Origin of the sequence: Nocardia sp. NPDC004568, assembly GCF_040609955.1 — a bacterium.
Classification (GTDB): domain Bacteria; phylum Actinomycetota; class Actinomycetes; order Mycobacteriales; family Mycobacteriaceae; genus Nocardia.
The window spans coordinates 133626-153139 of the sequence record NZ_JBEXLL010000006.1 but is presented as its reverse complement, the minus strand read 5'-3'; the positions used below and the strand labels follow the sequence as shown (position 1 = coordinate 153139).

The window sequence follows — 19514 nt, the reverse complement described above, 5'->3', positions numbered from 1 at the left end:
AACAGGCCGGCCTGACATGGCTTCATGACCTGGCTCTGATGCCCGCCACAGTAGCCATCCCCCGCCGAGGACCATACCGACCGCGATGCCGAGTTCGGCGTATGCCCCGTCACGATCTGCCGCCTACTGCTCGTCGGCGCCTTTGGAGCCGACGGCCAACCCGTTGTGCATTTCGACGCACCTGTCGCCATGCGACATCTGTCTTCCGTCACAGGACGCGTCCGATGTGGTCAACACGGGAAGCACCACAAAGGCGAGTAGAAAAATCCCCCCTGCCACCAGCCCGATTCCGGCGAAGACGTCGCGGGTCCTCGAGTAGCTCGGCCGGGCTGCGGTATCCGTGGATCCTGCGGGGCCGGTGATCGAGTTCGCAGGCGATGGCATCGAGGTCGGCTCAACGGATAGGAGAGTTGCAGCCGGTCCGGGTACCTGCGGTGCGCTCTGTCCTCAGGACGTGCATGGCTACGCTGCGGGGCGAGACATCAGGAACTCGACAGTGACCTGGCCGGCCGTGAAGTCCACGACCGCCATCCGATGCGGGGCCCCGAGCCCACCGAAGGCTCCCTCGCCATCGATGGGCACTCGGGTGGTCGTCGTCCACAGCAATCCCCACAAACCAGCAGCCTCTATCTCGACGCAGTCGGGTCCCACCGATTTCAACCGCACCTCGGTCCCCCGCACCAGGGCGGTCGGTCGGTCCACCTGGCGGCTGAACCACACCGTGCACGGGCTGTCGATGCCTGCGCATGAGACGTGCGCACCCGCGCCGTCACGGTTGGTGGTGTCCTTGATGAACCAGAAGCACAATAAAGCAATCATCGCCCCGGCAGCCGACACCGCGGGGGCCCACCCCGATTTCATTGCCCCATCATAGGTTCCACCCGCGCCGACAGCCGGACAAAGGGCTGGGCTCATCCCGGTAGATGGTTCTGCGCGAGATCCGATCACCGCATCAGATCGCGCCGGCCACGGTGAAGCAACTCCCGCGCCCGTGCCGGCAATATTCCCGGGCCGCTACTCGCCCGCCATCCTCGCCGGGGTCCGTGCACGACGGCCCGCAACAGTCTCCTGGCCGCACCACACCGGACGCGACATCGTCGATCAGTGGTGGGCGACGCCCCGCTGTCACCGGGCCACACCGGTGAGCGGGGCCCACCCGCACCGGCCCGGTGCGTCCGGCCCGGCATAGGGTGTCGGCATGCCCGACACGCGCACCAGCTACGTCACCGACGCGGCCGAGATCTACCGCCGGTCGTTCGCGATCATCCGAGCCGAAGCCGAGCTGGACCGTTTCCCGGCCGATATCGCGCAGGTCGTCGTGCGGATGATCCACGGCTGCGGCCAGGTAGACCTGGCCGGCGACGTGCTGTTCACCCCGGCGGTGGTGGCCGCGGCGCGGACCGCGCTGCGGGCCGGCGCGCCGATTCTCTGCGATGCGAACATGGTCGCCTCGGGGGTCACCCGCACCCGGTTGCCCGCGGACAACGAGGTGCTGTGCCTGCTGCGGGACCCCCGGGTGCCGGACCTGGCGGCCGGACTCGGGACCACCCGGTCGGCGGCGGCGCTGGAGCTGTGGCGGGAGCGGCTCGACGGCGCGGTAGTGGCCATCGGCAATGCGCCGACCGCGCTGTTCCACCTGCTGGACATGGTCGCCGCGGGCGCACCGAAACCGGCCGCCGTACTCGGTATCCCGGTGGGTTTCGTCGGCGCGGCCGAATCGAAGGACGCGCTCGCCGCGAGCACGGGCCTGGAGTATCTGACGGTGCGCGGGCGGCGCGGTGGAAGCGCCATCACCGCGTCCGCCCTGAACGCGATTGCGAGCGAAGTGGAATGACGGTGGCTACGGGAAAGTTGTGGGGGGTCGGGCTGGGTCCGGGCGATCCGGAACTGGTGACGGTGAAGGCGGCCCGGGTGATCGCCGAGGCCGATGTGATCGCCTTCCACAGTGCCCGGCACGGCCGCAGCATCTCGCGCGGGATCGCCGAGCCCTATATGCGGCCGGGCCAGCTCGAGGAACACCTGATCTACCCGGTCACCACCGAGACCACCGACCACCCCGGCGGGTACCAGGGGGCGATCGACGAGTTCTACGCCGCGGCGGCCGACCGGCTGGCCGCGCATCTGGCCGCCGGCCGGTCGGTGGCGCTGCTGGCCGCCGGCGACCCGCTGTTCTACAGCTCCTATATGCATATGCACCGGCGCCTGGCCGACCGGTTCGAGGCGGAGATCATCCCCGGGATCACGTCGGTGAGCGCCGCGTCGGCGGCCCTGGCCACGCCGCTGGTCGAAGGCGAGCAGGTACTGACGGTGCTGCCCGCGACCCTGCCCGCCGACGAACTGACCCGCCGCCTCGCCGACAGCGAGGCCGCCGCGATCATGAAACTCGGCCGCACCTACCCGGCCGTCCGCAAAGCTCTCGCCGACTCCGGCCGTCTCGACCGCGCCTACTACGTGGAACGGGCCAGCACCGGACGTGAACGAGTGCTCCCGGCCGGAGAAGTGGACGACGCCCAGGTCCCCTACTTCGCGATCACCATCGTCCCGGGCCCCGAACCGACCACCCCGCTCCCCGCCCGCCGGGAGCCGGCGGCCGCCGAGCCGGTGACCCGGACGGCGAGCGCCCCGGTGGCCGAGAGCGCCGCGCCCGCCGACCCACCGAACGCCGGGGAGGTCGTGGTCGTGGGCCTGGGCCCGGGGGATACGCGATGGACCACCCCGGAGGTCTCCGCCGCGCTCGCCGCCGCCACCGACCTCGTCGGCTACACCACCTATATCGACCGTGTCCCCGCTCGGCCCGGCCAGCGGCGGCACAGCAGCGACAACCGGGTGGAATCCGAACGCGCCACCATGGCCCTGGATCTCGCCCGCCGTGGCGCCCGGGTGGCGGTGGTCTCCTCGGGCGATCCAGGGGTTTTCGCGATGGCCGCGGCCGTCCTGGAAGAATCCGCGGACCCGCAGTGGGCCGGGGTGGCGGTGCGGGTCCTGCCCGGAATGACGGCGGCGAACGCGGTGGCCAGCCGCGTCGGCGCCCCGCTCGGGCACGACTACGCCACGATCTCCCTGTCCGACCGGCTCAAACCGTGGGACGTGGTGGCCCGGCGGCTGGCGGCGGTGGCCGCGGCCGATATGGCCGTCGCCGTCTACAACCCCGCCTCGAGCAAACGCACCTGGCAGGTGGGCGCGATGAAGGACATCCTGCTCGCGCACCGCGCGCCGGACACCCCGGTGGTCCTCGGCCGCGATGTGGGCGGCCCGGGTGAATCGGTGCGGGTGGTGACGCTGGGTGAACTGGAACCGGCCGAGGTCGATATGCGGACCCTGCTGATCATCGGCGCCTCCACCACCGCGGTCGTCGACGGCGTCGGAGCGCCGCGCGTCTACACCGCGCGGCGCTACCACGCCTGAGCCCACCCCATCCGATAGCATTCCACTATGGAATAACACCGGTGGAAGGACAATGGGTGAACGGCAAACAGAAGCGGCCGCTGAACTCCACGGCCGCCTCACTTCTGGGTTTTTTGCACGAGGGGCCGATGTCGGGCTGGGATCTGGTGACGCTGGCCCAGGACCGCATCGGCGATTTCTGGACCATCACACAGAGCCAGGTCTATCGGGAACTCGCCACCATGGACTCGGCGGGCCTGGTCGCCAAGGGGGAAACCGGGGCCCGCGACCGCACTCCGTACCGCATCACCGAGGCCGGCCGCGCCGAATTCGCCGAGTGGATCGCGCGCGACCCCGGCCCGGAGACCATCCGGTTCCCGCTGCTGCTCACCCTGCATTTCGGTGGTCATCTCGAACCGGCCCATCTGGCCTCGATCATCGACAACGCCCGCAAGGTGCACCAGGAACGACTGGACCGCTACCGGGCCGAGGAATCGGGCCCGGATCTGTCCCCGCACACCCGGGCGACGCTGGAATTCGGGATCGGTTACGAGCACGCGGTCCTGGATTGGTTCGACCGGCTGCCCGAACTCCTCGGTTCGGCGACGCGGGGATGACCCACCGCTGTCGATGATCCGCGGCGGGGCATGCCCCGGGGTCGCTGATCGATCAGCGGGTCGGCCCTCCGCCGGAGTCCTCGCCGGACCGGGCGGACAGCACGCCTCGCGCTTCCTCGACGCTGGTCACCACCCGGATGCCCAGCGGCACCGGCGGACGGTCCACCACCACCACCGGAAGTCCGGCAGTGCGCGCGGCCGTGAGCTTCGCGGCGGTCGCCGCACCTCCGCTGTCCTTGGTGACCACCACCTCGATTCGGTGCCGGGCCAGCAGATCCGATTCTTCGGCGACCGTGAACGGCCCCCGGGCCAACAGGATTTCGTGCCGAGGCGGGAGTGCGCCCGTGGGCGGATCGATGGCGCGGATCAGGTACCAGGGCCGGGTGTGGCCGGCGAAGGCCGCCACCCCCTGACGGCCGATGGTGAGCAGGATCCGGTCACCCGCTCCGGCGGCGGTGTCCGCGGCGGTGGCCAGATCGGGTACCCGGTACCAGCGGTCGCCGGGGCCGGCGGTCCAGCCCGGACGGCTCAATCGGATCATGGGCAGTCCGAGTCGCGCGGTGGCCAGCGCGGCATTGGCGGTGATCGACGCGGCGAAGGGATGGGTGGCGTCGACGACGAGCTGGATCCGGTGGTCCGCCAGCCATTCCCGCAGCCCGTCCACTCCGCCGAATCCGCCGATCCGCACCTCGCCCTCGGGCCGGATCGGCTCGGAAACCCGACCGGCGAGCGAGGACACGATCTCGTGTTCCCGCTCGCCGGTGAGCAGCCGGGCGAGTTCCCGGGCTTCCCCGGTACCGCCCAGCAGCAGAATTCTCAGGGCTGGCCGCTGAAGTAGGCGATGGCCGAATCCAGCAGCGGCGCGCCGCCGGCGACCGCGAGACCGATGCCCGCGCCGATGATGGCGCCCGGGATCACACCGACACCGAGGAACAGGAAGCCGATGGCCGCGCCGATGGCCGCGCCCACGGCCGCCCCCAGTGAGGCCGCCTGCAGCTCGCTCATGAACCACTGCTGGGCCCCGATGAACTGCGCCTGCGCCGGCGCGCCCGCGACCGGAGTGGCCCGCGGGGTCAGCGTCAACCGGCTGTTGCCCTCGTCGATCGTGGCAGCGACCGCGACCACCTGGCCGTTGGTGGCCTGGGTGAGCGGGATACTGGTCAGGCGCTCACCCGCGGCATTGCTCAGCACCACCGCGTCGTTCGCGGCGTCCAGGCTGAACGCACCGCCGGATACCGTGGTGACCAGCGACTTTCCGGCCTCGGCCAACGCCAGTGTGTAGTCGACACCGCGGTCGTGACCGGTGACCTCCGGAACCGCGTTCTGCTGCTGCTCGACAGCGGGCGCCGTCGGAGCGGGCGCCGCGTAGCCCGTGCCCGCGGCGATACCGGTGGCCGCCGCCGCCATGATCGCGGTCGCGGCGAACTTCTTGTATTTCACTATCGATCTCCCCGTCGCGCGCGAATCCGCGTGACCCGCGCTAGGAACCCCCGTGACCTTACTCCCGATGCCCGATTCGTCCATTCGTGTTGTCACATACAGGAAGTCCCGTCGGCCCGGCCCTTCACCACCGACCACTGGGTCACCGGTAGTTGGGGCCGCCACGTGGTGAAACGCCCGAGCGGCTCCCCGCGGTAGACCTGGAAGCGGCGCAGGTCGCCGCCGTGCGCCGCGGACCAGTCCAGTAGCAGCGCCTCCGATTCCGCGGTGACCGCGTTCGCCACCAGCCGGCCCCCGGCGGGCAATCGGGACCAGGAGTGCTCGAACAGCGCGGGCGTGGTGAGCCCGCCGCCGAGGAAGATCGCGTCGGGAGCGCCGGTCACCGCGTCCCCGGCGAGTTCGGCCACCGCCTCGCCGCGCACCTCGATACCGGGTACGCCCAGTGCGGCGGCATTGGCGGCGATCTGCGCCCGGCGCCGGTCCAGCACCTCGAAGGTGACCGCCCGGCAGGCGGGATCGGTGCGGCACCATTCGATGGCGATACTGCCCGAACCGCCGCCGATATCCCACAGCGTCTCTCCCGGCCCGGGGGCGAGCGCCGCCAGGGTGAGCGCCCGGATCTCGGTTTTGGTGAGCTGCCCGTCCCCGCGGTAGGCACTGTCGGGCAGGCCGGGCAGCCGGGTGAGGCGGGTGCGCCCGGGTTCGCCCGCGGCGGTGACGGCCACGATGTTGAGAGGGTCGCCCGCGGGCTCCCGCCAGGTGGCGGCGATCCCGGACACCAGGCGTTCGGCGGGCCCACCCAACTGCTCCAGTACGGTCAGCGCGGAGGGGCCGAACCCGTTGTCTCGCAACAACTCTGCGACCCGGCCCGGTGTCCCGGCATCGGCGCTGAGCACGAGCAGCCGCCGTCCGTCGGCCAATTCGGGCAGCAGCCGCTCCAGCGGCCGGCCGACCGCGCTGACGATCCCCACCTCGGCCACCGGCCAGCCCAGCCGGGCACACGCCAGCGCGGCCGCCGAGGGTTGCGGGAACACCCGCAGCGCGCCGGGCCCGAGCAGCCGGGCCAGGGTGACACCGATCCCGTAGAACATGGGGTCACCGCTGGCGAGGACCCCGAGGCGGGCATCACGGTATTCGGCCAGCAGCCCGGGTAGCGCGGGGACCAGCGGCGACGGCCACGGTTCCCGCCGCGCGGTCACCTCGGCGGGCAGCAGGGCCAGCTGCCGGTCCGAACCGAACAGCACCGCGCAATCGCGCAGCACCTGCCGGGACCGGTCGGGCAGGCCCGCCCAGCCGTCGGCGCCGATACCCACCACCGGAATCGGAGGCCCCGCCCAGGAGAGCGCGGGGTCGGCGGTCACCGGGGCAGCCGCCGCCAGACGGCCTGCGGCAGCAGGCGCATCCCGAAGAACACCGGGCGCAGGATCCCCGGAATCCAGACCCGCGCCGAGCGGCGGCCCAGCGCCGTCACCACCGCGGCGGCCACCTGGTCCGGCGTGCTGGAGAACGGGGCCGGGGTCATCCCCTCGGTCATCTTGCCCACCACGAAGCCCGGCCGGGCCAGCAGCAGGTGGACCCCGCTCCCGTGCAGCGCGTCGGCCAGACCGGAGGCGAAACCGTCCAATCCGGCTTTGGCCGACCCGTAGACATAGTTGGCGCGCCGCACCCGGACCCCGGCCACCGAACTGAACACCACCAGCCGGCCACTGCCCCGGGACCGCATCTCGTTGGCCAGGATGGTCAGCACGCTGATCTGGGCGGTGTAGTCGGTGTGCACCACCGCCAGCGCGTGGGCGGGGTCGGCCTCGGCGCGGGACTGGTCGCCCAGCACACCGAAGGCCAGTACCGCGACCCCGATCGGCCCGTAGTCGGCGGCGATCTTGCCGAGCAGGGCGGGATGGCTCGCGGTGTCGTCGGCATCGAACTCCACCGGATGCACCGCGGTCGCGCCGGCGGCGGTGAGCGCCGCGGTCTCGGCGTCCAGATCCTCACAGCGCCGCGCGGCCAGTACCACCGCCCGCCCGGGCGCGAGCCGCAGTGCCACCTGCAGACCGATCTCACTGCGTCCACCCAGCACCAGTACCGTGCCCGGGTCGATTCCTCGTGTTCGACGCACAACCATGCGCTCAGTCTGTCATCCGCACACGGCGGTGTGCGGAACCGGGAGACGTGCCGGGCGCGCGCGGCGACCCGCTACGGTCGATCCATGACGCTGCGTACTGCCGAATTGTCCCCGGCGGCCGTCGAGTTCCTCACCGAACGGCATCTGGCGACCCTCACGACCCTGCGGGCCGACGGCACCCCGCACATGGTGCCGGTGGGTTTCACCTGGGACCCCGACGCCGGGCTGGCCCGGATCATCACCGACGGTGCCTCGGTGAAGGCCCGGAACGTGCGGCGATCGGGTTACGCCGCCGTCGGCCAGGTGGACGGTGCGCGCTGGCTGACCCTGGAGGGCCCGGCGGTCGTCCTCGACGATCCGGCCGCGGTCCGGGAAGCCGAACGGCGTTACGCCGAGCGCTACCGGGTGCCGCGGGAGAACCCGACCCGGGTGGTGCTGGCCATCGAGGTCCAGCGGGTGCTGTGCGGGGTCCGCCTGCGCGAGACCTGACACCGGACCGGCTAGCTATCGGCCGGGAGGACCGTCAGTCCGTGTGGACGCTCGTTCACCGCGACGCAGCCGTCCTCGGTGACGACCACGATGTCCTCGATCCGGGCGCCCCATTCGCCCGGGAAGTAGATCCCGGGTTCGATACTGAACGCCATACCCGGCCGCAGTTCCAGGTCGTTGCCCGCGACGATATAGGGCTCCTCGTGCACCGACAGGCCGATACCGTGGCCGGTCCGGTGGACGAACGCGGGGCCGAAGCCGGCGGCTTCCAGCGGTTCGCGGGCGGCCGCGTCCACGGCTTCGGCGCGGACACCGGGCCGTACGGCGGCCACCGCGGCAGCCTGGGCGCGTTCCAGTTCGGCGCAGCGGGCCGCGATCTCCGGATCGGGTTCGCCGAGCACATAGGTCCGGGTGGAGTCGGAGTAGTAACCGGGATCCACCGGACCGCCGATATCGATCACCACCACGTCCCCGGCCTCGATGCGACGCTCCGACACCTCGTGGTGCGGATTGGCGCCGTTGGGTCCGCTGCCCACGATCACGAACGCGGCCTCGGTATGGCCCTCGGCCACGATGGCGTCGGTGATGTCCTTGCCGACCTCGGCCTCGGTACGCCCCACCCGCAGGAACTCCCCCATCCGGGCATGCACCCGGTCGATGGCCGCGCCCGCCCGGCGCAGCGCGGCGATCTCGGCATCGTCCTTGATCATGCGCAATTCGCGCAGTACCGGGGTCGCCGAGACCGGGAGCCCGCTGAAACTGTGCGCCAGCGGCAGCAGATGGAGCGCGGGCATGGAATCGGCCACCGCGACCCGGGAACCGATGTGCAGGGCCGACCGCACCAGCTGGTACGGATCCACCCCGTCCACCCAGTCCAGTACCCGCAGGCCGAGTTCGTCCACGGCGGACTCCGCCAGCCCCGACACCTCGAGTTTGGGGATCACCACCGAGGGGGTGGCCTTGTCGGAGGTGATCACCAGACAGGTCAGCCGTTCGAACGACTGGGCCGCCGATCCGATGAGGTACCGCAGGTCCGGGCCGGGGGTGATGAGCAGGGCGTCGAGATGGGCGTCGCGGATCAACTGGACCGCCCGCTCCAATCGCTGCCCGTAGACCTCCGCCGCGAACCGTGACTCCGTGTGCGCGCTCATGACCTCGAACCTACCTCGCACCCGGGGGCGGCACATCGGATACGTCGGTGGGTCCTTGTAGATTCACCGGGTGACTACGACCGAATCCACGCCGCGTCCCCTGCTGCTGCTGGACGGCGCGAGTCTGTGGTTCCGGGCCTTCTACGCGATCCCGGACAAGATCACCGCGTCCGACGGCCGGTCGGTGAACGCCCTGCGCGGGTTCACCGATATGGTCGCCTCCCTCGTCACCAGGCATCGCCCCGCCCGGCTCGTCGTCTGCCTGGACCTGGACTGGCGGCCGAAATTCAGAGTGGACCTGGTACCCACCTACAAGGCCCATCGGCTCGACACCTCCGTCACGGCCGAACCGGGAGCCGAGGAAGTACCGGACCGGCTCACACCGCAGGTCGACATGATCCTCGAGATGCTGGCGGCCGCCGGAATCGCCACCGGCGGCGCGGAGGGCCTGGAGGCCGACGACGTGCTGGGCACCCTGGCCTCCACCGAGCTCGCCGATCCGGTGATCGTGGTCAGCGGCGACCGGGATCTGCTGCAGCTGGTCCGCGATATCCCCGAACCGCCGGTGCGGGTGTTGTACGCGGGCCGCGGACTGGCCAAGGCCGAACTGTTCGGACCGGCCGAGGTCGCGGCGAAATACGGTGTCCCGGAGCAGAACGCGGGCCCGGCGTACGCGGATATGGCGACGCTGCGCGGGGATTCGTCGGACGGGCTCCCGGGCGCCGCGGGGATCGGCGAAAAGACCGCTGCCACCCTGATCAGCAGGTTCGGTTCGCTCGAGGCATTGCGGGCGGCGGTCGACGATCCCGCGGCCGACCTCGCCCAGGGCATCCGGACCAAACTGCGCACGGCCGCCGGCTATCTCGACGCGGCGGCGCCGGTGGTCCGCGTGGTGCGCGACGCCGATGTGATCCTGTCCCGGCCCGACACCCTGCATCCCATCCCGGCCGATACCGACGCGCTACGGGAACTCGCCCGCGCCTACAACGCGGAGAGCCCGGTCGAGCGTTTGATCACCGCACTGGCGAACTGCGCCTGACCGGGCCGTGACAGCGAGAACCCGCCGGAGGGCAGCGTCCGGCGGGTTCCTACGACGTGGAGATCAGCTCGGGCGGCCGACTTCATAGGTGCCGTCGTCCTTGGTGATCTTGACGTTGACCTTCTTGGCCTCGCCGCCGACCTTCAGATCACAGGTGAATGTGGCGTCCACCGCGACCTCCTGGCCCGCGGGGCACTGGACATCCTTGACATCGTCGATGCCGTAGGAATCCGCGAGCACCTTCGCCACACCCGTCTGCACGGCGGCCTGGTCCAACTGATCCTTGGCGGTGAGGGTCAGGATGCCGACGACCGCACCCACCACGAGCACCACCGCCAGCACCGCCACCCCGATGATCAGACCGGTCTTCTTACCGCCGCCCGACGGCTGCTGCTGACCGGCCCACTGCTGCTGGTTCGGCTGACCCCACTGCTGCTGCGGCTGCTGACCCCACTGCTGCTGGTTCGGATCACTCCACTGCGGCTGCTGCTGGTTGGGGTCGCCCCACTGCTGCTGCGGCTGCTGCTGGTTCGGGTCGCCCCACTGCTGCGGCGGCTGCTGACCCCACTGCTGCTGATTGGGATCGTTCCACTGCTGCGGCTGGGGCTGCTGCGGCTGGGGCTGCGGCTGGCTCCACTGCTGCTGCGGCGGCGGGGCGGGCTGCCATTGCTGACCGCCCTGATCGCTGCCCCACTGCTGGGTGGGCTGCGCCTGCTGCGGGTCGGGCACCGGAGGCTGCGCGGGCGGCTGGTTCCCCCACTGCGGCGCCGCGCCGGGCGGCTGCTGCCCACCCCAGACCTGGGTGGGATCGTTACGTCCCTCCCCGGTACCCGGGGCGTCGTTCGGTCCGTACGGCCCGCTCATCTGGTTGCCTCCACTCGCATTGTCCAACACACGGTAGCCCCCCGCGTGCGGTTGAAATCAAATCACAATCGATGGTCTCACGCTGTGCCTACCCGAGGCATGAGCGAGGACCCTGCGTGGTTACGCTCCGCTGCCGCCTCCGGGCCCGACTCTCTCATGCCGCGTCCACCGCGACGACACCACGCCGGATCGCCCGGACGGCCTTGGCCGCGGTGGCCGCGACCTCGTTATCGTCTGCGGTGGTGTGGATCTGGTCGAGCAGATCGATCACCTGCCGGCACCAGCGCACGAAATCCCCGGCCGATAGCGGGGTGCCCTGATCGCCGCTGGCCAGCAGCGAATCCGCCAGCGCGTCACCGCGAGCCCATTTGTAGATACCGCCCACGAACCCGAGATCGGGCTCGCGGCTGGGGGCCAGCCGATGCTCGGACTCGTCGTTGCGCAACCGTGACCACTCGGCGATGGTGTCGGCGACCGCGCGGCGGACCGGCGCGGTCGGGCCGGCGGCGCCCAGGTAGCCGCCCTCCGAACGCGATTCGTACACCAGGATCGACACCACGGCCGCCAGCTCGGCCGGCCCCAGTCCGCGCCAGAGCCCCTGGCGCAGACATTCGGCCACGAGCAGATCGCTTTCCGCGTAGATACGGGCCAGCCGCCGCCCGTCCGCGGTGACCTCCCCCTGCTGCACGAAACCGCGTTCCTCCAGCAGGCCGACGATCCGGTCGAAGGTACGGGCCAGCGAATTCGTGGTCGCCGCCACCTTCTGCCGCATCGCCTCGGTCTCCCGCGCCACCCGGTTGTAGCGTTCCCCGATCCGGGCCAGCTGTTCCCGGTCCGGCCGGGTGTGGGCGGGATGGGCCCGCAGTGCCCGGCGCAGCGCACCCAGTTCGGGATCGTCGGCGCCCGCGGCCCGCTTGTCCCGGCGCGGTCGGTGCGGCGCGGTGATCCCGGTGCTGCGCAGCGCCGAGGCGAGGTCACGCCGGGTCCGCGCGGTGCGATGGTCCACCCGGCGCGGCAACCGCATCCGGCCCAGCGGCTGGGCCGGCACCGGGAAGTCCGCGACCGAGACCCGGCCCGCCCATTTGTCCTCGGTGAGCACCAGCGGGCGCGGGTCACCGGGGGTGGCGTCGGGTTCCAGGATCACGGCCAGCCCCGCGCGGCGCCCGGCGCCGATGGCGACCACATCGCCGCGACGCAGTTCGGTGAGCGCGGCGACACCGGCGGTACGCCGATCGGTCCGGGTCTGCTGGTTGAGCCGGCGTTCGCGCTGTTTGATCCGCTCCCGCAGGCCGAAGTACTCGAGGAAGTCCCCGTCCTCGCCGCCGAGCTGGGCGGCGAGCTTACGCAGCTGTCCCTCGTTGCGTTCGATACCGCGAACCAGCCCGACCACCGACCGGTCGGCCTGGAACTGGGCGAAGGACCGCTCCAGCAGCAGCCGCGCCTCCTCGGCGCCGAGCCGGTCGATCAGGTTGATCGACATGTTGTAGCCGGGTTTGAAGGAACTGCGCAGCGGATAGGTGCGGGTGGAGGCCAGACCCGCGACCGCGCTGGTATCGACCTCGGGCTGCCACAGCACGACCGCGTGGCCCTCCACGTCGATACCGCGCCGCCCGGCCCGACCGGTGAGCTGGGTGTACTCCCCCGGGGTCAGTTCGGCGTGGGTTTCCCCGTTGAACTTGACCAGCCGTTCGAGCACCACGGTGCGCGCGGGCATATTGATCCCGAGCGCCAGCGTCTCGGTGGCGAATACCGCCCGGACCAGGCCTTTGACGAACAGTTCCTCGACGGTGTGCCGGAACGCGGGCAGCATTCCGGCGTGATGGGCGGCCAGCCCGCGGTGCAGCGCCTCCCGCCACTCCCAGTACCCGAGCACCTCGAGATCGGCGCGCGGCAGCTCGCCGGTGTGCTTGTCGATGATCGCGTCGACCACCTCCGGATCCGCCGCGCCGCTCAGATCCAACCCGGAGCGCAGGCACTGGGTCAGCGCGCCGTCACAGCCGGCCCGGCTGAAGATGAAGGTGATCGCGGGGAGCAGGCCCTCTTCGTCGAGGCGGGCCAAGACCTCGGGCCGGGGCAGCGGCCGGAAGAACCGTCGCGGCCCGCCCCGCCCGCGCGGACCACCCCAGCCCTCCATCCGGTCGGCGCTCTCCCGCTGTTTGATGTAGCGGACCAGATCCGAATCGACCAGTACCCGCTGGTCGGAGGATTCGCTGTCGAACAGGTCGAACATCCGGCGCCCGACCATCACGTGCTGCCACAGCGGCACCGGCCGGGTCTCGTCCACCACCACGGCGGTATTACCGCGCACGGTTTCCATCCAGGCACCGAACTCCTCGGCATTGGACACCGTGGCCGACAGACTCACCAGCCGCACCTCCGGCGGCAGGTGCAGAATCACCTCTTCCCAGACCGCGCCGCGGAACCGGTCGGCCAGGTAGTGCACCTCGTCCATCACCACATGGGACAGCGAGCGCAACGCATCGGACGACGCGTAGATCATGTTCCGCAGCACCTCGGTCGTCATCACCACGACCGGGGCATCGGCATTGATCGACTGATCGCCGGTGAGCAGACCCACCTGGTCCCGGCCGTACCGCTCGACGAGATCGGCGAACTTCTGGTTCGACAGCGCCTTGATGGGCGTGGTGTAGAAACATTTCCCACCCGAGGCCAACGCCAGATGCACCGCGAATTCGCCGACGACGGTCTTCCCGGCGCCGGTGGGCGCGCAGACGAGTGCCCCGTGCCCCTCCTCGAGGGCGGTACAGGCCTGGCGCTGGAAGGGGTCCAGCTCGAATGTCAGCTGGGCGGCGAACCGGGACAGTTCGGCGGTCAGCGACGCGTTCGGTGTCACGGCTCCGAGACTAATCGAGGAATCCGACACCGGTCGCGCCGATAATTTCCGGGACGGGGCGCGCAGCGGTCAGAGTGTGTCCGAATAGTCCGTGCTCGTCCGGCCCGGCCGCTCGGGGGCGGGCACCGTATCGGCCGACGGAATCGGCGTCGCCGGATCGACCGAGGTCGGCGCCTCGATCCGGGACGCCTCCTCGTCGTCGAGAGCGCCCAGCTGCTGTGCCTCGATCCGGGCCCGGCGCCGGTCGTTGAACCGGGCGAACTGCACCGCGAACTCGAACAGCACCGTCAGCGCGAGCGCGAGCGCCAGCATGGAGAAGGGGTCCTGCGGGGTGACGATCGCCGCGAACACGAACAGACCGAAGATGATGCCGCGCCGCCAGGCCTTCAACTTCTCGTAGGGCAGCACCCCGATCAGGTTGAGCCCGACGATCAGCAGCGGGGTTTCGAAACTGACACCGAAGATGATCAGCAGCTGGATGATGAAACTGAAGTACTGGGAACCGCTCAGTGCGGTGATCTGTACATTGTCGCCGATACTGAGCAGGAAACTCAGCGCGTGCGAGATGACCCAGTAGGCCAGCACCGCGCCGGCGACGAACAGGAACGAGCCGGTCACCACGAAACCGACCGCGTATTTGCGTTCCTTCGGATACAGGCCCGGCGTGATGAACGCCCACGCCTGGTACAGCCAGACCGGGCACGCCAGTACCACGCCGGCGGTCAGGCCGACCTTCAACCGGAGCATGAACTGCTCGAACGGCGCCGTGGCCAGCAGGCGGCACGCACCGTCGGGCGACAGGGAGGCCCGCGCCGAATCGGGCAGCGAACAGTAGGGGCCGCGCAGGATCTCGCCGAGGCTCTCCAGCCCGAAGAACGAATGCGCGTACCACAGGAATCCCACGATCGTGGTGACCAGCACGGCCGCCAGCGAGATCAACAGCCGGGTGCGCAACTCCCGCAGATGGTCGACCAAGGACATGGTGCCATCGGGATTGGTCCGGCGCTTGCTGTGCCGGGGGTCGAACGGAATTCGCATGGTGTGTGGATGCCCTCGTATCAGCGTGCCTCGCTCCGCTCGACCTGCGGCGCTGCCCGGTGCCCCGGCGATACTCCGCCCGGTAGTCGGTCAGGGCCCGGCCGGCAGCGCCGGGTCGACAGCATCGTATCGGGGTCCGGGCTTCTCCGGACCCGCGGATACGGGCTCAGAGCGTTTTCGACTCGCTCCGGGTCTCCGTCGCCGGCGGCGCCGTCTCCCGGCCGGCCGGCAGTTCCGGAGCGGGCTGCGCGGTCGCGGTGCTCGCGGGCTTGCCGTCGTTGTGCATCTCGCTCACTTCACTCTTGAAGATGCGCAGCGACCGGCCGAGACTGCGGGCCGCGTCGGGCATCCGCTTCGCGCCGAAGAACACCACGAACAGCGCCGCGATGATCAGCCAGTGCCAGATGCTCAGACTGCCCATTGTGGTTACCTCCCAAGACTGTGGTCTTTCCGATGCTACCTGCCCAGACAGGCGCATCGAACGCAACCTGGGGCAGATGCCCGCACGTCACCCGCCGGTAGACCGCCGTTCACCCCACATCCGGTGGTCGCGGACGCGCGGCGGGTCCGCCGGTTGTCAGGCGAGCTCGCCGAGCCCCGCGGCCGCATACGCCGCCAGGGCGGCATCGGACCGCTCCCGGACCGCCGCCACCAGGTCCGGCGGACGCAGCACGGTCACCCCCGATCCGAACCCGAGCGCCAACCGCGCCATCCAATCCAGTGTGGCGAAACGCATGGTCGCCTCGATACTGCCATCGGCGTGCACCGCCACCCGGTGCATCGGGTACTGGTCCAGCACCCAGCCGTGGTCGGCGGCGATGAGCAGCCGCGCCAACGGCACCGCGGGATCGTCCTGGAACAGATCCAGTCCCGCCTCGGCATCGCGGGCCTCCCGCGGCGGGCGGGCCGGTTCATCGAGTTCGGCCGCCGATTCGATGCGGTCGAACCGGAACAGCCGCACACCCTCGGCCTCCCGGCACCACGCCTGCAGATAGCTGTTGTCGTCGACGGCGACGATCCGGATGGGATCGACCACCCGGTCGGACACCACATCGCGGCTCGCCGAGTAGTACTCCAGCCGCAGCGCCCGGCGCGCCGCCACCGCGGACCGCACCGTGGTCACCGCCGGAGCCTCGGCGGGCGGTTCGCCGCCCGGCGCGCCCCCCACGTCCCCGGCCGACGCCGCGCCGGAGATCGCCGCCTCCAGCTTGGCGATGGCCGAATGCGCGGCGGTCGGATCCACCATGCCCGGCAGATCGACGATCGACCGCAGAGCCACCAGCACCGCCGTCGCCTCGATCGAGGTCAGGCGCAACGGCCGCTCGATACCCGCGGTAAAGGTGACCTGCACACTCTCCTCCGAAAAGGACAGATCGATCAGGTCACCGGGACCGTAGCCGGGCAGCCCGCACATCCACAGCTGATTCAGATCGGCCATCAACTGCTTGGTCGTCACCCCCAGATCCGCCGCGGCCTCGGCCGCGCTGATCCCGGGATTGGCCACGAAATACGGGACCATGTTCAGCAGCCGTGACAGCCGCGCCGACAAACGGGTGCTCACAACGCCACCTCCGTCCGGTCGATCACCGAACGCAACCGCGCCACCACATCGGCCCGCAACTCCGCCGGCTCGAGCACCAGCGCATCGGCACCCAACCCGGTGATCAACCGGGCCAGCCAGTGCTGCGACCGGATCGGCACCTCCAGCACGCTGCCCGGCCGGTCACGGACGGTCCGGCTACCCACCACCTCGCCGATCCGGCGCAGATCCCGGCCCCGGCCCTGCGCCACCCAGATGGTGGCCGACCCGGTGACCGGGGCACTACCGGTCACCCGGGTCACGATCTCCCGCAGATCCGTCCCCGCGGGCGGACGCACGGCGTTACGCGGCCCGTACGCGGTGATCTCCTCCCCGATCCGCGACAACCGGAAGGTCCGCACCGCATCCCGGTCGCGATCGTGCCCCACCAGATACCAGCGGCCCCGCCACGTCACCACCCCCCACGGCTCCACATCCCGCATCAGATACGGCGCATTACTGGCGCCGCGATGCTCGAACCGTACCGCCTGCCCGGCATCGATCGCCGCGAGCAACTTACCCAGCACCGGCTCCGACCCACGCGTCCGCGCCGGCACCGCCGGAATCGCCGCGAACGCGGTATCGGTCTCCACATGCACACCCCCCGCCCGCAGTTTCAGCAGCGCCCCCGCCGCGGCCGCCGCCAGCTCCGGCGACTCCCACATCTGTAGAGCGACCGCCACCGCGGCCGATTCCTCACTGGTCAGATCGATATCCGGCAGCTCATAGGCGTCCCGGTTGATCCGGTAACCCTCCACCGTCGAAAAACGACCGGACGGGCCCACCTCGAGAGGTATGCCCAGATCCCGGAGCTCGTTCTTGTCCCGCTCGAACATCCGGCTGAACGCCTCGTCGCTGGCACAGTCCTCGTAGCCCGCGACACTCTCCCGGATGCGCTCCGCAGTCAGGAACTGCCGAGTCGACAGCAGCGCGATGACCAGATTCATCAGGCGCTCGACCTTGGATATCGCCACCCGAAGCAGAATAGTGCAGTGTCTATCGGCGCCGCCTGCGGCGTCGCGGGGTCGAGGCCCCCTTGGTCTCGACCCTTGGATGTGTCTCGTAAGACTCGACGCATTCGGGTTGCGTCGGCGGGCGATGTCCGGATCGGGTGTCGACTCGACCGCCCGGGTGACCTGGTGTCGATTGTCTTCACGAGTAGCAGCGCCCTCGCGGTGCCGAGTCTTATGAGGCACTGAAAGGGTCGAGGCGCGTCCCGCCCTTGGCCGAAGGTGCTCGATGATCGCACTCTGAGGACGGCCCACCGCACGTTGCACGCGCCGCAGGCGTGAGTCTCGAGGCCTGAACGGCGGGACCGAGGGTCCTCGACCCCGCGGCGCCGAAGGCGACGCAAATAGTCACAGCACCTTCGCGAATGGGCGGCTACTCATTCGGGAGGCGCGTCCGAAGGGCACCGGGCGTAGTGGACAGCCAGCGAAGATGCACCGGGGCCGGCCGGACTACAATCCGACCGGCCCCGGCGACTCCCCTACATCGAGGCGATCAGGCGATCCACTCGCTCGTCCACCGAGCGGAACGGGTCCTTGCACAGCACGGTGCGCTGGGCCTGGTCGTTCAGCTTGAGATGGACCCAGTCGACCGTGAAGTCCCGGCCGGCGGCCTGGGCGGCGGTGATGAAATCACCGCGCAGTTTCGCCCGGGTGGTCTGCGGCGGGGTGTCGACGGCCGCGTCGACTGCGTCGTCCTCGGTGATCCGCTTGGCCAGACCCTTGCGCTGCAGCAGGTCGAAGACGCCGCGGCCGCGTTTGATGTCGTGGTAGGCCAGATCCAGCTGAGCGATCTTGGGATCGGCCAGCTCCATGTTGTAGCGATCCTGGTAGCGCTGGAAGAGCTTGCGCTTGATCACCCAGTCGATCTCGGTGTCGACCTTGGCGAAATCCTGCGATTCCACCGCGTCCAGGGTGCGGCCCCACAGATCGACCACCTGGTCGACCTGCGGATCACGGTCCCGGTTGCGCAGGTGCTCCACGGCGCGGGCGTAGTACTCGCGCTGGATATCCAGGGCACTGGCCTGCCGGCCACCGGCCAGCCGCACCGGGCGACGACCGGTGAGGTCGTGGCTGACCTCGCGGATGGCCCGGATCGGATTGTCCAGCGCGAAATCGCGGAACGACACCCCGGCCTCGATCATCTCCAGCACCAAGGCGGCGGTGCCGACCTTGAGCATGGTGGTGGTCTCGGCCATATTCGAATCGCCCACGATCACGTGCAGGCGCCGGTACTTCTCGGCGTCGGCATGCGGTTCGTCGCGGGTGTTGATGATCGGACGCGAACGGGTGGTCGCCGAGGAGACGCCCTCCCAGATGTGCTCGGCCCGCTGCGACAGGCAGAACGTGGCCGCCTTCGGCGTCTGCAGCACCTTGCCGGCCCCGCAGATCAACTGCCGGGTGACCAGGAACGGCAGCAGCACATCGGAGATCCGTGAGAACTCGCCGGCCCGCACGACCAGGAAGTTCTCATGGCATCCGTAGGAGTTGCCCGCCGAATCGGTGTTGTTCTTGAACAGGTAGATGTCCCCGCCGATACCCTCCTCCGCGAGGCGCTGCTCGGCGTCGATGAGCAGGTCCTCCAGTACTCGCTCCCCGGCCCGGTCATGGGTGACCAGCTGGACCAGGCTGTCGCATTCGGCGGTGGCGTACTCCGGATGCGAACCGACGTCGAGGTAGAGCCGGGCGCCGTTTCGCAGGAACACATTGGAGCTGCGCCCCCAGGAAACCACCCGGCGGAACAGATACCGGGCCACCTCGTCGGGGCTGAGCCGGCGGTGTCCGTGAAAGGTGCACGTCACACCGAATTCGGTCTCGATCCCCATAATTCGTCGCTGCACACTATCGAGGTTACAGCGCGGAATGATTCCTGCGGGTCAGTGCGGAAAACCCGATGTATACGGCTTGGCAACGATTGGGCTGTGGTTGT

General features: G+C 70.1%; 18 protein-coding genes. 5 read left to right on the top strand and 13 right to left on the bottom strand.

What is annotated here, in order from left to right; translation table 11 throughout:
- Nucleotides 1-462 precede the first annotated feature (462 nt).
- A complete protein-coding gene (locus tag ABZV91_RS05420; protein WP_355235771.1) occupies nt 463-861 on the bottom strand; it encodes a hypothetical protein in 399 nt (132 codons plus the stop codon).
- A gap of 337 nt (nt 862-1198) precedes the next feature.
- Between ABZV91_RS05420 and ABZV91_RS05415 the strand changes: the two genes are divergently transcribed.
- The 3 genes from ABZV91_RS05415 to ABZV91_RS05405 are packed head-to-tail and all read left to right on the top strand — an operon-like array spanning nt 1199 to nt 4001.
- Entirely contained in the window at nt 1199-1834 is a 636-nt protein-coding gene (locus ABZV91_RS05415; RefSeq protein ID WP_355235768.1) for a precorrin-8X methylmutase, read from the top strand.
- Nucleotides 1831-3405 carry a precorrin-2 C(20)-methyltransferase gene (locus tag ABZV91_RS05410; protein WP_355235765.1) on the top strand — a complete coding sequence of 525 codons (1575 nt, stop codon included), beginning with the start codon at nt 1831-1833 and terminating at the stop codon, nt 3403-3405. Before ABZV91_RS05415 ends, ABZV91_RS05410 begins: the two co-directional genes overlap by 4 nt.
- A 56-nt stretch (nt 3406-3461) precedes the next feature.
- On the top strand, nt 3462-4001 hold the full coding sequence (locus ABZV91_RS05405) for a PadR family transcriptional regulator (protein ID WP_355235762.1): 540 nt from the start codon (nt 3462-3464) through the stop codon (nt 3999-4001).
- 52 nt (nt 4002-4053) lie between these two features.
- Here the strand turns inward: ABZV91_RS05405 and ABZV91_RS05400 are convergent, their stop codons facing one another.
- From ABZV91_RS05400 to ABZV91_RS05385, 4 genes are all read right to left on the bottom strand, one after another.
- Complete coding sequence (locus ABZV91_RS05400; protein ID WP_355235810.1) at nt 4054-4821, bottom strand: cobalt-precorrin-6A reductase; 768 nt, start codon at nt 4819-4821, stop codon at nt 4054-4056.
- Entirely contained in the window at nt 4818-5441 is a 624-nt protein-coding gene (locus ABZV91_RS05395) for a DUF6861 domain-containing protein (RefSeq protein WP_355235759.1), read from the bottom strand. The genes ABZV91_RS05400 and ABZV91_RS05395 overlap by 4 nt, the downstream gene beginning before the upstream one ends.
- 92 nt (nt 5442-5533) lie before the next feature.
- Nucleotides 5534-6802 carry a precorrin-6y C5,15-methyltransferase (decarboxylating) subunit CbiE gene (gene cbiE / locus ABZV91_RS05390; protein ID WP_355235756.1) on the bottom strand — a complete coding sequence of 423 codons (1269 nt, stop codon included), beginning with the start codon at nt 6800-6802 and terminating at the stop codon, nt 5534-5536.
- Nucleotides 6799-7563 carry an SDR family NAD(P)-dependent oxidoreductase gene (locus ABZV91_RS05385; protein WP_355235753.1) on the bottom strand — a complete coding sequence of 255 codons (765 nt, stop codon included), beginning with the start codon at nt 7561-7563 and terminating at the stop codon, nt 6799-6801. Before ABZV91_RS05385 ends, cbiE begins: the two co-directional genes overlap by 4 nt.
- Nucleotides 7564-7647: 84 nt before the next feature.
- Here ABZV91_RS05385 and ABZV91_RS05380 point away from each other — a divergent pair, with 84 nt between their 5' ends.
- A complete protein-coding gene (locus ABZV91_RS05380) occupies nt 7648-8052 on the top strand; it encodes a PPOX class F420-dependent oxidoreductase (RefSeq protein WP_355235751.1) in 405 nt (134 codons plus the stop codon).
- A gap of 11 nt (nt 8053-8063) precedes the next feature.
- On the opposite strand, the gene ABZV91_RS05375 is transcribed toward ABZV91_RS05380, so the two are convergent.
- Nucleotides 8064-9203: a Xaa-Pro peptidase family protein gene (locus ABZV91_RS05375; RefSeq protein ID WP_355235748.1), complete on the bottom strand. Its 1140-nt coding sequence runs from the start codon at nt 9201-9203 to the stop codon at nt 8064-8066.
- A 70-nt stretch (nt 9204-9273) separates the two neighbouring features.
- Here ABZV91_RS05375 and ABZV91_RS05370 point away from each other — a divergent pair, with 70 nt between their 5' ends.
- On the top strand, nt 9274-10242 hold the full coding sequence (locus ABZV91_RS05370) for a 5'-3' exonuclease (RefSeq protein ID WP_355235745.1): 969 nt from the start codon (nt 9274-9276) through the stop codon (nt 10240-10242).
- 63 nt (nt 10243-10305) lie between these two features.
- Here the strand turns inward: ABZV91_RS05370 and ABZV91_RS05365 are convergent, their stop codons facing one another.
- The 7 genes from ABZV91_RS05365 to pafA all read right to left on the bottom strand — a co-directional run bounded on the left by ABZV91_RS05365 (nt 10306) and on the right by pafA (nt 19425).
- Nucleotides 10306-11106 carry a DUF4333 domain-containing protein gene (locus ABZV91_RS05365; protein WP_355235742.1) on the bottom strand — a complete coding sequence of 267 codons (801 nt, stop codon included), beginning with the start codon at nt 11104-11106 and terminating at the stop codon, nt 10306-10308.
- Between the two features lie 154 nt (nt 11107-11260).
- Complete coding sequence (locus tag ABZV91_RS05360) at nt 11261-13960, bottom strand: RNA helicase (RefSeq protein WP_355235739.1); 2700 nt, start codon at nt 13958-13960, stop codon at nt 11261-11263.
- Between the two features lie 69 nt (nt 13961-14029).
- A complete protein-coding gene (gene tatC, locus ABZV91_RS05355; protein ID WP_355235737.1) occupies nt 14030-14998 on the bottom strand; it encodes a twin-arginine translocase subunit TatC in 969 nt (322 codons plus the stop codon).
- A gap of 166 nt (nt 14999-15164) precedes the next feature.
- The gene (tatA, locus tag ABZV91_RS05350) at nt 15165-15419 is read right to left on the bottom strand and encodes a Sec-independent protein translocase subunit TatA (RefSeq protein WP_355235734.1); all 255 of its coding nucleotides are present in this window, start codon (nt 15417-15419) and stop codon (nt 15165-15167) included.
- A gap of 156 nt (nt 15420-15575) precedes the next feature.
- Nucleotides 15576-16559 (bottom strand): YafY family protein, encoded by a 984-nt coding sequence (locus ABZV91_RS05345; RefSeq protein WP_355235731.1) that lies wholly within the window; start codon nt 16557-16559, stop codon nt 15576-15578.
- Nucleotides 16556-17551 (bottom strand): YafY family protein, encoded by a 996-nt coding sequence (locus ABZV91_RS05340; protein WP_355235728.1) that lies wholly within the window; start codon nt 17549-17551, stop codon nt 16556-16558. The genes ABZV91_RS05345 and ABZV91_RS05340 overlap by 4 nt, the downstream gene beginning before the upstream one ends.
- A 515-nt stretch (nt 17552-18066) precedes the next feature.
- Nucleotides 18067-19425 carry a Pup--protein ligase gene (gene pafA / locus ABZV91_RS05335; protein WP_355235725.1) on the bottom strand — a complete coding sequence of 453 codons (1359 nt, stop codon included), beginning with the start codon at nt 19423-19425 and terminating at the stop codon, nt 18067-18069.
- Nucleotides 19426-19514: the final 89 nt, after the last annotated feature.

Bases quoted from the DNA above. Each gene is read 5' to 3' on its own strand.
- ABZV91_RS05420 (WP_355235771.1), bottom strand. From the start codon at position 861: ATGAAATCGGGGTGGGCCCCCGCGGTGTCGGCTGCCGGGGCGATGATT.
- ABZV91_RS05415 (WP_355235768.1), top strand. From the start codon at position 1,199: ATGCCCGACACGCGCACCAGCTACGTCACCGACGCGGCCGAGATCTAC.
- ABZV91_RS05410 (WP_355235765.1), top strand. From the start codon at position 1,831: ATGACGGTGGCTACGGGAAAGTTGTGGGGGGTCGGGCTGGGTCCGGGC.
- ABZV91_RS05385 (WP_355235753.1), bottom strand. From the start codon at position 7,563: ATGGTTGTGCGTCGAACACGAGGAATCGACCCGGGCACGGTACTGGTG.
- ABZV91_RS05380 (WP_355235751.1), top strand. From the start codon at position 7,648: ATGACGCTGCGTACTGCCGAATTGTCCCCGGCGGCCGTCGAGTTCCTC.
- ABZV91_RS05375 (WP_355235748.1), bottom strand. From the start codon at position 9,203: ATGAGCGCGCACACGGAGTCACGGTTCGCGGCGGAGGTCTACGGGCAG.
- ABZV91_RS05365 (WP_355235742.1), bottom strand. From the start codon at position 11,106: ATGAGCGGGCCGTACGGACCGAACGACGCCCCGGGTACCGGGGAGGGA.
- tatC (WP_355235737.1), bottom strand. From the start codon at position 14,998: ATGCGAATTCCGTTCGACCCCCGGCACAGCAAGCGCCGGACCAATCCC.
- tatA (WP_355235734.1), bottom strand. From the start codon at position 15,419: ATGGGCAGTCTGAGCATCTGGCACTGGCTGATCATCGCGGCGCTGTTC.